Source organism: Aliirhizobium sp. YIM B11859, from assembly GCF_057163345.1.
Genome location: NZ_JBXHAY010000005.1, coordinates 389,915 through 402,405 on the forward strand (window position 1 = coordinate 389,915; position 12,491 = coordinate 402,405).

The window sequence follows — 12,491 nt, forward strand, 5'->3', positions numbered from 1 at the left end:
CGCTTTAGGGACATGACATGACTTCTTCCGATCGGCCGGAAACCCGGCTGGCGACACGACTTGCATTTCTGGTCTCCGGTTTCGGCCTGGCATGCTGGGCGCCGCTGGTTCCTTTTGCCAAAGACCGGCTCGGCGTCGATGACGGCGTGCTCGGGGCGCTGCTGCTTTGCCTCGGCCTCGGATCGGTGGCGGCGATGATCGCCACCGGGATGCTCAGCGCCCGGTTCGGCGCCAAACCGATCATCATTGCCGGCGGCCTCGGCATGGCGGTTATCCTGCCGGTTCTTGCGGTGGCGGATAGTCCGGTCACGCTCGGCATTGCGCTTGCGGTGTTCGGCGGTGCGCTGGGCTCGATCGATGTGGCGATGAATATTCATGCAGTGGAGGTGGAGAAAGCCTCGTCGCGACCGCTGATGTCCGGCTTCCATGCACTGTTCAGCATTGGCGGCTTTGCCGGCTCGCTGCTGATGACCGTGCTGCTGTCGGCCAAGACGGGAGCGTTCACGGCGACGCTTGTCTGTGCTGCCCTGATGATTGCGGGCGTTGTCGTGGCATGGCCGCGGCTGCTCGATACGGCGCAGGTCGAGGATGCACCGCTGTTTGCCGTGCCGCGCGGCATCGTGCTTCTTTTGGCAATTCTCGCGGCGATCACCTTCCTGGTGGAGGGTGCCGTTCTCGACTGGAGCGCGTTGCTTCTAACGACGGCCGACCATGTCTCGCCGGAACATGGAGGAGCCGGCTATATCCTGTTTGCGATCGCCATGACGGCCGGGCGGCTGAGCGGCGATGCCTTGACCGCAAGGCTCGGTGACCGGGCGACGCTGTTCTGGGGCGGCATTGTGGCGATTGCCGGTTTCATCGTCATCCTGACAATCCCGGTCACGCTTGTGGCGATGAGCGGGTTCCTGCTGATCGGCCTCGGCGCCGCCAATATCGTGCCGGTGCTGTTCCGCAAGGGCGGATCGCAGACGGTGATGCCGGCGGGGCTTGCGGTCGCGGCGATCACCACGACCGGTTATGCCGGCGTGCTGCTCGGCCCGGCCGGTATCGGTTTCGTCGCCAACCATGTCGGGCTTATCGGTTCTTTCTGGATGCTCGCGGCACTCATCTGCATCGTGCCGCTGTGCGCCAGTGCAGCCACCCGTTCCAAACGCTGAGAGAGACCATGCGTATCGCCCATTCGGCCCTCTGGACCAAAAACCTCGACGCCGCCGCCTCGTTCTTCGAGCGTTATTTCGGTGCGAGCGTCGGCGCGCCCTATCACAGCAGGAGGCGGGAGGGGTTCGTGTCGCGCTTCGTGCAGCTTCCGGATGGGCCGGACCGGATCGAGCTGATGACCGGCCCCTGGATCCGTGACCGGCTGGAGCACCACCATGAAGGTTGGGACCATATCGCCGTTTCGCTCGGCAGCAGACAGGCCGTTGACCGGCTGGCGGAACGATGCGCCACTGACGGATGTCTCTCATCGGGTCCGCGCATGACGGGAGACGGTTTTTATGAAGCCGTGATCCTGATGCCCGACGGAATACCTGTCGAGATCACCGAATAGAGCCCTCTCTCTGGCGTCGGCGCCCCGGAAACGTTGCACGCTCCGGGCGGCAAAGGCCGGCGGCAGGTAAAACTGGCGAAAGCCGGGGTTGCCGCCAGTGCTTCGTGTTCATCGATCAGCAGATGACACCCGTTGTCAGTCGTAGATCCGCTTGACGGTCGAGATGCAGTCGAGATCCTTCAGCTGCGACAGGAGCTGGTTGAGCTGACGCACGTCCCAGACCTCCACCTGCATGAGGATGTCGGAAAAGTCCTCGGTGCGGTTGCCGCCCATGGTGAGCGTGCGGATATTGATGTCGAGACGGGCAATGGTCTGGGCGACGGTTGCCAGCGTGCCGGGCTCGTTGATCGTGTGCAGTTCGATCGTTGCCGGGAAACGCGACTTGTTGGCCTCGTCGAGATCCCAGCGGACGTCGATCCAGCGTTCCGGCTCGTCGTCGAATTTCTGCAGCGACGGTGCCTGGATCGGGTAGATGGTGATGCCCTTGCCTTCTTCCATGATGCCGACGATGCGGTCGCCGGGGACGGCGCCGCTTTGGGCGAAACGCACGCGGGTGTTGGACGACAGGCCGCGGATCGGCAGCAGCGTGGCGCCGAGACCGGAGGCCTGGGCATTTTCGGCTTCCGCCGGACCCTTGCCACCCGCTTGGGCCGGCAGCTTGAACATCATGCCCGAGGCGCTCGGCATGTTGAACCAGCCATCGTCTGCAGCAGGCTTAACGGTGACGCGCTCATCCTTGTAATCGGGGAAGACGGCGCGAAGCACGTCGAGCGAGGAAAGTTCGCCGCGACCGACCGAGGCGATAGTGTCCTCGACATCCTTGTGGGCGAGCCGGTGCAGAGCCGGTTTCAGCGCATCGCGCGAGAAAATCTTGCCGGCACGCTCGAAGGTGCGTTCCAGAATGCGGTGGCCGAGGCCTGCATATTGCTTGCGGATCGCCATGCGGGTGGCACGGCGGATGGCCGAACGCGCCTTGCCGGTGACGACAATCTCTTCCCATGCGGCCGGCGGCACCTGCACGCCGGAACGGATGATCTCGACCTCGTCGCCGTTGTTGAGACGGGTGACGAGCGGCATGATGCGGCCGTTGATCTTGGCACCAACCGTGGTGTCGCCGATATTGGTGTGAACCGCATAAGCGAAGTCGATCGGGGTGGCGCCGCGCGGAAGCGCAATCAGCTTGCCCTTCGGCGTGAAGCAGAAGACCTGATCCTGGAAAAGCTCGAGCTTGGTATGTTCGAGGAATTCTTCCGGATTGTCGCCTTCGGCGAGCGATTCGATCGTGTGGCGCAGCCAGGAATAGGCGTTCGATTCCTTCGGCAGAAGTTCGTCGCCCTTGGCGCCTCCCCTGCCATCCTTGTAGAGCGCATGCGCGGCAATGCCGTATTCGGCGATTTCCTGCATCAGCTGGGTGCGGATCTGCAACTCGATGCGCTGACGCGATGGACCGACGATCGTCGTGTGGATCGAGCGGTAATCGTTCTGCTTCGGGTTGGAGATGTAATCCTTGAACCGGCCGGGCACGACGCGCCAGCGGGTGTGGACGATGCCGAGCGCCTTGTAACAGCAGGATACGTCGTCGACGATGATGCGGAAACCGTAGACATCCGACAGCTGCTCGAAGGACAGCGATTTCGACTGCATCTTGCGGAAGACCGAATAGGGCTTTTTCTGTCGTCCCTTGACGAAGGCACCCTCAAGGCCGTTGGCGACCAGCAGTTCGCGCAACTCGTCCTCGATTTTCTTGATCAGGCCTTCGTTGCGGGCAGACAGGTCCGCCAGGCGCCGGGTGACCGTCTCATGGGCTTCCGGATTGATGTACTGGAAGGATAATTCCTCCAGTTCGTCGCGCATGTCCTGCATACCCATGCGGCCGGCAAGCGGTGCATAGATATCCATCGTCTCTTCGGAAATGCGCGCCTTCTGCTCGGCTTTCATGTGGTCGAGCGTGCGCATGTTGTGGAGACGGTCGGCAAGCTTGACGAGCAGCACGCGGACGTCATCGGAAATGGCGAGCAACAGCTTGCGGAGGTTCTCCGCCTGCTTGGCCTTTTTCGACACGAGGTCGAGGCGTTTCAGCTTGGTCAGGCCCTCGACGAGACGGCCGATATCCTCGCCGAACAGTTCGTCGATCTCGGCGCGGGTCGCCGTCGTGTCCTCGATCGTATCGTGCAGCAGCGCGACCGCGATGGTCGACTCGTCGAGATGCATGTCGGTGAGGATGGCCGCCACTTCGAGCGGATGGGAAATATAAGGATCACCAGAGGCACGTTTTTGCTGGCCATGCTTCTGCATGGCATAAACATAGGCCTTGTTGAGAAGAGCTTCATTGGCATCGGGCTTGTATTTCTGCACCCGCTCAACGAGCTCGTACTGCCTCATCATCCTGTAAGATACCCTCGATAGCGGGCCGAAGAAAAAGAAAATGGCGCGCCAACCGTCCGATTGGCGCAGCCATCATAGAATATTCAAGCAGATTAGGGCGAGAGAATGAATGTTCCCTTGCCCAGATGCCGCAATCTATCAGTAATCGTCACTCTTTTCCGGCGGAACGAGACCTTCGATACCGGCAAGCAATTCTTCTTCCGACATCTGGTCGAAATTGACGGTTTCCGGAGCGTCGTCCTCTTCGCCGTCGGCCGAGATCGACGCGCCGCTGATGGCCAGCATGGCGGCCGGATCGGGCTCTGGCTCGTCCACTTCGACATGCTTCTGCAGCGAATGGATCAGGTCTTCCTTGAGGTCGTCGGGCGACAGGGTTTCGTCCGCGATCTCGCGCAGAGCGACGACCGGGTTCTTGTCATTGTCGCGGTCGATGGTGATCGAAGCGCCCTGCGAAATCTGGCGGGCGCGGTGACTGGCGAGAAGAACCAGCTCGAAACGGTTATCGACTTTGTCGATGCAATCTTCTACTGTGACGCGGGCCATTGCCTGTCCTTTGCGGTCCTGAATTTCCGGAATTGATACGCCCGATACAGACATCGGGCGGGAAATTCAAGTTTTTCCTGACCCATGGCCGACCGGCAGGCCGAATTGTGAGCAATATGCTCGTTTCCAGCAGCCAAACCAAGATGAGAGTGATCTCCATCAAGGCCCCGCAAAAAAGAAATGCGCGATTGTCACCATGATCCGGCAACGGATTCAGGCGTGAGACGATCGGAAATCATGCGTCCGAACGGATCAAGCCTGTGGAATGAGACTAAAGTGGCCTGGGAGGAGGCCATTATTCAATCAACACGTGCTTGGAATATTGCGAATCGTGCCATAAATGACGGATATATGAATAGTTCGTAATGTAGAGAATTATTCCAATATCGTCGGTTCAACTTTTCGTTTTGCCGATAGGCCCGCAAACTGGGCAGAAAAAGGGATGGAGACATATGTTTGACCCGAGAGAGAAAATCGCTCTCTTCATCGACGGCGCAAATCTATACGCGGCTTCGAAGAGCCTCGGCTTCGATATAGACTATCGAAAGCTTCTGAAGGCTTTCCAGAAGCGCGGCTATTTGCTTCGCGCCTATTACTATACGGCTTTGATCGAGGATCAGGAATATTCCTCGATCCGGCCGCTGATCGACTGGCTGGACTATAACGGCTACAAGGTCGTGACCAAGCCGGCGAAGGAATTCACCGACAGTCTGGGCCGGCGCAAGATCAAGGGCAACATGGATATCGAGCTTGCCATCGATGCGATGGAGCAGGCGGAGACCGTCGATCACCTGGTGATCTTTTCCGGCGACGGCGACTTCACCAATCTGGTGGAGGCCTTGCAGCGGAGGGGTCGCAAGGTTTCCGTCGTCTCGACGATGCAGACACAGCCGCCGATGATCGCCGACGACCTGCGTCGCCAGGCCGACCATTTCATCGACCTGATGACGCTGAAGGCCGAAGTCGGCCGCGACCCGAGCGAGCGGACACCGCGTCCGGCCGAACCCGCCGAACCGGCTGATTCCTGATCGATCACGGATGGCGGCCTAAAAAGCCCAATCGTTCAAAGGCGCCGGAGACGGCGCCTTTTTCGTCGGAAGATCACCTATTCGTGCAAACTGGTCATGTGAGCTTCGTCATGCGGGCTCGGCTGAGACGCGGGCGTCATGGCCCCCCTCGCCTGCCACCCGCTCGCCAGAATTTGCCTTGGTCGCACGGAAGACGGCTTCGACGATGAGCGATAAAGGCAGGCCGATGAAGAGCGGAATGAAAAAATAGATCACCCGAAAGGCGACCAACGAGCCGATCGAGGCCTGACCACCCATCACGTGGCCGACCGTTGCCTCAAGTACGCCGAGACCACCCGGCGCATGGGTGATGAGGATCGCCACATTGGCAAGCACGAAGGCGGTTGCGGCCTTGAGGTAGCTGACATCGGCACCCGCCGCCATCACCTCGCGCAAACAGGCGGAGACGAAGGCGAAATTGATCGTGCCAATGACGATCTGGGCAATGGCGATCTTCCAGCTCGGCATTTGGAAGGTCCAGCTGCGGATCTTGAGCGGCGCACGCAGAAAAGCGGCAAGCGCCACATAGAGTGCGGTCGCGGCGAGGCAGCCGCCGCCGATCGCCATCACCACCTCCGGCTTCAGACGCAGCACGGCGGCAGCATCTGCCGGATTGGCGATCATGACAATGCCGGCCAGCACCGCCATGCCGAGCCCGACGGTGACACCGGAAAGAAGCACGATCTTTGCCACATCCTCGGTGGTCATGCCCCAATGGGCATAATACCGATAGCGTAAGGCACCACTGCTCAAGCCCGACATGCCGACACTCTGGCCGATCGACAGGGCGATGAACGAGGCAAGCGCGATTTTCGGATAGGGAAGATCGTTCCTGACATATCGCACACCGCACCAGTCAAAGCCGGTGAGGCAGAGATAGGAGGCAAGGGCAAAAAGAAGGGCGAGCGCAAGATTGACGGTGGGGATATCGCGGACCGACTTGACGATTTCGGCAACCGAATGCTCGCGAAAAACCTGGTAGAGCAACCATGCGGCAAGGCCGAAACTGACGACCAGCATGAGATAGGTGATAATCTGCTTTTTCGTCATCGCCCACTTGCCCGCATGAATGTGCGGGAGAACGGCGCGGGGCGAGGTTTGGTTCCGAAGAGCAAGGCGTTCGCCTTCCCCAGACAACCGGCGTCATTGTGTAAGTCGCCTTATTCACCGCCATTTGCCAAAAGCAATCCATCAAGGAGCGCTAAAAAGGCATGAGGCACGCCCGATGCGTGCTGACCAAAGTCACTTATCTGCGTCGATTGCTCCGAAAACCTATAAAACTCAGAGCGATTTTCGAATATCTCAATTGCAATCGAGTAGGTTGCCAACCACCATGAGAGACAAATCGTGTCCCAGTAGCCCTTGCCGCAATCGTTTGCGGGCCGATAGCGATCGGAGGCAAATTGGAGGAACAGCCGCGTTTTCACCATCGTTTGCGGATCGCAGGAACTTTGGTAATCAGCAAAGATGCGGTTGACGGTGGTCTCGATTTCCGACCACCCCGGCTGCGACATACGTCTCGTCCCGAGCTAACGACTGACTTTCCCCAACAAGCTTGCCCCGTCTACCCCAGACCGCTCAGCCCGTTTTCAGCAGGCGTGACTTTTGACGGTTCCAGTCGCGTTCCTTTTCGGTCTCGCGCTTGTCATGTAGCTTCTTGCCCTTGGCGAGCGCCAGTTCCAGCTTCGCCCTTCCCTTTTCGTTGAAATAGATTTTCAGCGGCACCAGCGTCATGCCTTCGCGGTTGATGCCGGTGCGCAACCGGTTGATCTCGCGTTTCGATAGCAGCAGTTTACGTCGGCGGCGGGGTTCGTGATTGAAGCGGTTGGCCTGCAGATATTCCGGCAGATGGCTGTTGATCAGCCAGATCTCGTTACCTTCGTCCGACGCATAGGATTCGGCGATATTGGCCTTGCCCTCGCGCAGGGACTTGACCTCGGTGCCGGTCAACATGATGCCAGCCTCGTAGGTATCGAGGATTTCATAGTTGAAGCGGGCCTTTCGGTTTTCCGCCACGACCTTGTTGACCACGCGCTGGCTGCCTTTGGGTGCCATCAGACGAATTCCATTTCACTTTGCAGACAAAACCCCGCCCAAAACCGATGAGCGGGGTTTGTTTCATATAGTGCGACCGGGGCCGATTGTGAAGCTTAAGCATCGACTGACGCCTCCGCCGAATACGCGCCCGTTCGGCAGGCTCAGTTGAGCAGGCCTGCATGGCGCAGCGCCGCATCGATCGCCGCTTCGGTCGCCGGTTCCAGTTCGGCAACCAGCGGGGAACGGACGGTGCGCTCCATGCCGCGCAGCCTGTTCAGGCCGTATTTGGCACCGCAAAGGCCCGGCTCCAGGAAGATCGCCTTGTGCAGCGGCATCAGACGGTCCTGATATTCCAATGCCTTCTTGTAGTCGCCGGCAAGGGTTGCCGCCTGGAATTCGGCACAGAGGCGCGGCGCGACATTGGCGGTGACCGAAATGCAGCCGGCCCCACCATGGGCGTTGAAGCCGAGTGCCGACGCATCCTCGCCAGACAACTGGATGAAATCGGTGCCGCAGCTGATGCGCTGTTCGGAGACACGCTCGATCTTGCCGGTCGCATCCTTGACGCCAACGATGTTCTTGTGTGTCGTGGCGAGCTTGCCCATCGTCTCCGGGCTCATGTCGATGACCGAACGCGGTGGGATATTGTAGATGATGATCGGCAGCGAGATGGCTTCGGCGATTGCCGAAAAATGCGCGATCAGGCCCTTTTGCGTCGGCTTGTTGTAGTAGGGCGTAACGACCAGCACGGCGTCTGCGCCGGCCTTTTCGGCATGCTGGGCAAGCTCGATCGCCTCTGTCGTGTTGTTGGAACCGGCGCCGGCGATGACCGGAACGCGGCCGCGGGCAACCTCGACACAGAGTTCGACAACACGTTTGTGTTCGTCATGGGTCAGCGTCGGCGATTCACCCGTCGTGCCGACCGGAACGAGACCGGAACTCCCCTCATCGATCTGCCACTCGACATGAGCCGCAAACGCTTTCTCGTCCACGGCTCCGCCTGCAGTAAATGGCGTGACGAGCGCGGGGATCGATCCCTTAAACATGCATAAACTCCCATGGCCGCAGTCCATGCTTCGGCCGTAATCAATGACTAATATCGGCACCATAAAGCGCAGCCAGATCGCCGACAAGCGCAAAGCTCACGGGTTTATGATGCCGACCGGCAGGTGATGATGCGTCATTTCTGAAGTATGGTAAGGTTCTGTTAATCAAGCCAGAGCCTAATGGGAAAACCCGATAGGGGTAGATGTCTTTCTCGCGAGTTGCCGGATGAAGAAGCCCGCTCTGATCCTCACCTTGGGATTGGGTGCCGCAAGCATATCGAGCCTGGCTCTGGGTCAGGCCGGAAGTCCCGTGGGCGGTGTCGTGCCGCTGCCTTTTGCACGACCCGATGCGCCGATCAGCATTCCCATGCCGGGTGAGCAGCGGTCGCGTACCCTTCCGACACCCGCGATGATGCCGACGCCGGAGATTACCGGCTCCATTCCGCGTCTCAACCGACCGCTCTCATCGTCCGCATTGAAGACCGGGCTTGATGCGCTCTCCGACAATGATGCCGCCGAGGCGCTGCTGGCGCGCGATAGCCTGCCGGACGGATCGCTTGACCGACGGATCCTGACCTGGGCGATCGCCAGTTCCGGACTTAAGGACGTGCCCTATCGCGAGATCGCCGCCGCCGAACGCGAGCTTTCCGGCTGGCCGGGAATCGGCGGACTGCGCGAAAAGGAAGAACGGGCCCTCTATCGCGAGAACCCGCCGGCTGCAGCGGTGCTCTCCGCCATGGGACCTTACAAGCCGCAGACGCCGGAAGGCGCGATGGTGCTTGCCCGGGCACAGGTTGCGACCGGACGCAATGCGGATGCGGCAAAAACGATCAACGCCCTGTGGCTCGCCGATGCGCTGGACACCCAGACGGAAGACAAGATACTGGGCGAATTCGGCGGACTGCTGACCGCTGCCGACCATCGGGCGCGGATGGATTACCTGATGTATCGCGGCCGCAGCGCACAGGCCAAGAGGTTCTCGGGCCTGGGCAATGCGCAATCGCTCTACAAGGCCTGGGTTGCGGTTTCGACCGGTGCCAAAAATGCCGGGCAACTGATCAGTGCCGTCGATGGTTCATGGGCAAGCGATCCCGCCTATCTTTTCGTCCGCATCGAATATGCCCGTCGTCAGGACCAATATGACGAGGCGGCAAAGCTTCTCGAAAAAGTGCCGCGCGATCCGGCAAGGCTGGTCAATGCCGGCGAATGGTGGAACGAGCGGCGCATCGTCTCGCGCGGCCTTGCCGACAACGGAGACTTCAAGGCCGCCTACCGGCTTGTCGCCAATAATGTGGCGCAGTCGTCGGTCGACCGGGCCGATGCGGAATTTCATGCCGGCTGGTATGCGCTGCGGGCGTTGAACGATCCGTCGACTGCGGAGACGCATTTCCGCAAGATCCTGGAGGCCTCCAGCCGGCCGCTTTCAGCCTCACGGGCGCTTTACTGGCTCGGCCGTTCGGCAGAAGCCGGCGGCCCCGGACAGGCGCGTTCCTTCTATGAACAATCCGCCCGCTATAGCGGCACATTCTACGGCCAGCTTTCGGCAGCACGCCTCGGCAGGTCGGCACTCGATGTCAGCTACCCCTCTCCTACCGCCCAGGACCGGGAGCGATTTGCCTCACGCGAGGTCGTGCGTGCCATCGCACGGCTCGATAGTGTCGGCCATGACCGACGATCGGCAGCACTCTATGCAGCACTTGGCGAACAGATAGACAGTCCGGGCGAGCTGGCGCTCTTGACCGCACGCGCCGAGGAACAGGGAGACCATGCGCTTTCGCTGCGGATCGGCAAGGCGGCGTTTTCGCGTGGTGTCGATGTGGCGGCGCTTGCCTATCCGCTCGGTGTGATACCGGCCGGAGCCGATATCGGCGGATCCGGCAAGGCGCTCGCCTATTCGATCGCGCGACAGGAAAGCGCCTTCAACCCCGCGGCCGTTTCAGCCGCCAATGCCCGCGGCCTGTTGCAATTGCTGCCGGGAACCGCGCAGGGCGTCGCCAAACGCCACGGGATGAGCTTCAAGGCAGACCGGCTGACCAGCGATGCCGGTTACAACGCGACGCTTGGCGCCCATTATCTAGGCGAACAGATCGATGCCTTCGGCGGCTCCTACATCCTCACCTTCATCGCTTATAATGCCGGGCCGAAGCGGGTGCCGGACTGGATTTCCCGTTATGGCGACCCGCGCGGCAAGCCGCTCGACGAGGTGATCGACTGGGTCGAGCGCATCCCCTTCCCCGAGACGCGCAACTATGTGCAGCGGGTGCTGGAAAACTACCAAGTCTACAAGACCCGGCTCGGCCAGAAAGCCGATATCGTCTCCGACCTGCGGTTCGGGCGACAGCCTTAAAATTTCGCAAGCCACGCGCTTCCGCCTGCATATTTGCAGCCGCCTGCAGCAAACAAACATTATCTAAAACACAAAAAAGCCCGGCAATGCCGGGCTTTTCCGTCTTATTCCGTAAGGAATTAGAACGTGCGCTGGAAACGGAGCAGGCCCGTCCAAGCGTCGTCGTCAACCGTCGCGTTGTTCCACTTGGTGTAGGCAACTTCCGGCTGGATGAGGAAGCCGGTAGCCGGCGTCCACTGCAGGTTGGCAGCAGCCGAGAACACGTCGCTCTCAGCGTAGGAAACCTGAACGTTTGCAGCGAGCTTGTCGGAGAACTTGTAACCGCCGCCAGCCCACAGTGCGTAGTCACCCCAGCCTTCGCCGTTGATGATTTCCGGAGCGTAGCTGTTGTAGCTGTCGCCGTCGGTGTTCCAGCCGCCCATAACGAAGGCGTTGAATGCGCCGAACGTGCCAGCGATCTTCAGCTTGACAGCGCCTTCTTCCATCGACTCGTCGTAACCGGCGGTCAGGCCGACCAGCAGCGTGCCGTTGTCATACTTCACACCACCGGCAACGTTCGGAGCGTCGCTGGAGTGATCGATACGGTCGCGCTTGTTTTCGCCATCGTCTTCGAGAGCGATGAAGGCCGAAATGCCATTGCCGGCATCGTAGGTGTAAGCCAGCTGGTTCACTTCCGACGGGCCGTAGTTGATGACGTCGTCGTTTTCGACATCGCCAGCGTAGTTGATGAAGGATTCATAGAGCGAATCCTGCAGACCAGCGGTGAAACCGCCGAGGCTGACAGTTGCCTGCATCAGACGGGTACGGGTGTTGTTGCCGTCAAGCGTGGAAACGTCGTAGCGCGGGTTGTAGTCAAAACGAGCAACGACGCTCGTCTTCAGCGCGCCCCACTCGGTGTCGCTGGCCGTGTCGAAATAAAGTTCGGCGCGGGTATTGGTATAGGTGCCGCCGTTGTTCGGGGAGTAGACGTCACCGTAGCTGGCGTCAAAACGAACGCGACCGCCAACCTTGAGGCAGGTTTCCGTGCCGGGGATGTAGAAATAACCGGTGCCGAACGCGTCGCAGACGCGGACGTATTCCATCGGCTCGGGCTCGGCTGCGACGATTGCATCGGCAGCCTGGGCGCCGGAAACAGCCGCCAGGGCTGCTACGGAGCCGAGAAGAACGCTCTTAATATTCATTGGAATCTCCAGATATACTTGTTGGATGACCCTGTCCCAAACCGTCCCCAAGCAGGGCTAGAGCCAAAAGGCCAGCGAGTCATGCTTTCCCTCGCCTAGAAAAATACGCCCCTCCCTCAAGAGCAACAAGAAAAATGGAGAAGCCTCCGTATTTGTCAGCGCAGTTCCAAGGCCTCTGTTACATAGTTGTCGCAGTGCATCACAAACCCGCGACCACGCTGAAGTTGTACTCGGACTTCTTCCTTCGCCGCCAAACGCAAAAAGGCCCGGCGATAGCCGGGCCTTTCCGCTTTAATTCCGTGAGGAATTAGAAGGTGCGCTGTACGCGAACGACGC

12 protein-coding genes are annotated in these 12,491 nt (G+C 60.1%); 4 read left to right on the plus strand and 8 right to left on the minus strand.

The genetic code is table 11. The features are described 5' to 3' along the window. Positions 1–17 precede the first annotated feature (17 nt). Entirely contained in the window at positions 18–1,157 is a 1,140-nt protein-coding gene (locus AC2GXZ_RS21385) for an MFS transporter (RefSeq protein WP_483761219.1), read from the plus strand. 8 nt (positions 1,158–1,165) lie between these two features. After that, a complete protein-coding gene (locus AC2GXZ_RS21390) occupies positions 1,166–1,549 on the plus strand; it encodes a VOC family protein (protein WP_483761220.1) in 384 nt (127 codons plus the stop codon). Between the two features lie 135 nt (positions 1,550–1,684). Here the strand turns inward: AC2GXZ_RS21390 and AC2GXZ_RS21395 are convergent, their stop codons facing one another. Next, the gene (locus tag AC2GXZ_RS21395; RefSeq protein WP_483761221.1) at positions 1,685–3,934 is read right to left on the minus strand and encodes a RelA/SpoT family protein; all 2,250 of its coding nucleotides are present in this window, start codon (positions 3,932–3,934) and stop codon (positions 1,685–1,687) included. A 138-nt stretch (positions 3,935–4,072) separates the two neighbouring features. Continuing rightward, the gene (rpoZ, locus tag AC2GXZ_RS21400) at positions 4,073–4,477 is read right to left on the minus strand and encodes a DNA-directed RNA polymerase subunit omega (RefSeq protein ID WP_483761222.1); all 405 of its coding nucleotides are present in this window, start codon (positions 4,475–4,477) and stop codon (positions 4,073–4,075) included. Between the two features lie 452 nt (positions 4,478–4,929). Between rpoZ and AC2GXZ_RS21405 the strand changes: the two genes are divergently transcribed. Continuing rightward, positions 4,930–5,505, plus strand: a complete 576-nt coding sequence (locus AC2GXZ_RS21405; RefSeq protein WP_483761223.1) for a LabA-like NYN domain-containing protein — start codon at positions 4,930–4,932, stop codon at positions 5,503–5,505. Between the two features lie 108 nt (positions 5,506–5,613). Here AC2GXZ_RS21405 and AC2GXZ_RS21410 read toward each other — a convergent pair whose 3' ends face one another. From AC2GXZ_RS21410 to dapA, 4 genes are all read right to left on the minus strand, one after another. Then, entirely contained in the window at positions 5,614–6,594 is a 981-nt protein-coding gene (locus tag AC2GXZ_RS21410; protein WP_483761224.1) for a lysylphosphatidylglycerol synthase transmembrane domain-containing protein, read from the minus strand. Positions 6,595–6,704: 110 nt separating this feature from the next. After that, on the minus strand, positions 6,705–7,058 hold the full coding sequence (locus AC2GXZ_RS21415; RefSeq protein WP_483761225.1) for a hypothetical protein: 354 nt from the start codon (positions 7,056–7,058) through the stop codon (positions 6,705–6,707). A 64-nt stretch (positions 7,059–7,122) separates the two neighbouring features. Continuing rightward, positions 7,123–7,599 carry an SsrA-binding protein SmpB gene (smpB, locus tag AC2GXZ_RS21420; RefSeq protein ID WP_483761226.1) on the minus strand — a complete coding sequence of 159 codons (477 nt, stop codon included), beginning with the start codon at positions 7,597–7,599 and terminating at the stop codon, positions 7,123–7,125. Positions 7,600–7,742: 143 nt separating this feature from the next. Further along, positions 7,743–8,627, minus strand: a complete 885-nt coding sequence (gene dapA / locus AC2GXZ_RS21425; protein WP_483761227.1) for a 4-hydroxy-tetrahydrodipicolinate synthase — start codon at positions 8,625–8,627, stop codon at positions 7,743–7,745. A gap of 226 nt (positions 8,628–8,853) precedes the next feature. On the opposite strand from dapA, the gene AC2GXZ_RS21430 reads away from it, so the two are divergent. Then, positions 8,854–10,974, plus strand: coding sequence for a transglycosylase SLT domain-containing protein (locus tag AC2GXZ_RS21430; RefSeq protein WP_483761228.1), 2,121 nt, complete (start codon positions 8,854–8,856; stop codon positions 10,972–10,974). Positions 10,975–11,093: 119 nt separating this feature from the next. Here the strand turns inward: AC2GXZ_RS21430 and AC2GXZ_RS21435 are convergent, their stop codons facing one another. Beyond that, positions 11,094–12,155 (minus strand): porin, encoded by a 1,062-nt coding sequence (locus tag AC2GXZ_RS21435; RefSeq protein WP_483761229.1) that lies wholly within the window; start codon positions 12,153–12,155, stop codon positions 11,094–11,096. Between the two features lie 155 nt (positions 12,156–12,310). After that, on the minus strand, positions 12,311–12,491 hold a 181-nt coding region (locus AC2GXZ_RS21440), incomplete at its 5' end, for a hypothetical protein (RefSeq protein ID WP_483761230.1).

Bases quoted from the DNA above. Each gene is read 5' to 3' on its own strand.
- AC2GXZ_RS21430 (WP_483761228.1), top strand. From the start codon at position 8,854: ATGAAGAAGCCCGCTCTGATCCTCACCTTGGGATTGGGTGCCGCAAGC.
- AC2GXZ_RS21410 (WP_483761224.1), bottom strand. From the start codon at position 6,594: ATGACGAAAAAGCAGATTATCACCTATCTCATGCTGGTCGTCAGTTTC.
- AC2GXZ_RS21405 (WP_483761223.1), top strand. From the start codon at position 4,930: ATGTTTGACCCGAGAGAGAAAATCGCTCTCTTCATCGACGGCGCAAAT.
- AC2GXZ_RS21385 (WP_483761219.1), top strand. From the start codon at position 18: ATGACTTCTTCCGATCGGCCGGAAACCCGGCTGGCGACACGACTTGCA.
- AC2GXZ_RS21415 (WP_483761225.1), bottom strand. From the start codon at position 7,058: ATGTCGCAGCCGGGGTGGTCGGAAATCGAGACCACCGTCAACCGCATC.
- AC2GXZ_RS21390 (WP_483761220.1), top strand. From the start codon at position 1,166: ATGCGTATCGCCCATTCGGCCCTCTGGACCAAAAACCTCGACGCCGCC.
- AC2GXZ_RS21395 (WP_483761221.1), bottom strand. From the start codon at position 3,934: ATGATGAGGCAGTACGAGCTCGTTGAGCGGGTGCAGAAATACAAGCCC.
- dapA (WP_483761227.1), bottom strand. From the start codon at position 8,627: ATGTTTAAGGGATCGATCCCCGCGCTCGTCACGCCATTTACTGCAGGC.
- AC2GXZ_RS21435 (WP_483761229.1), bottom strand. From the start codon at position 12,155: ATGAATATTAAGAGCGTTCTTCTCGGCTCCGTAGCAGCCCTGGCGGCT.
- rpoZ (WP_483761222.1), bottom strand. From the start codon at position 4,477: ATGGCCCGCGTCACAGTAGAAGATTGCATCGACAAAGTCGATAACCGT.
- smpB (WP_483761226.1), bottom strand. From the start codon at position 7,599: ATGGCACCCAAAGGCAGCCAGCGCGTGGTCAACAAGGTCGTGGCGGAA.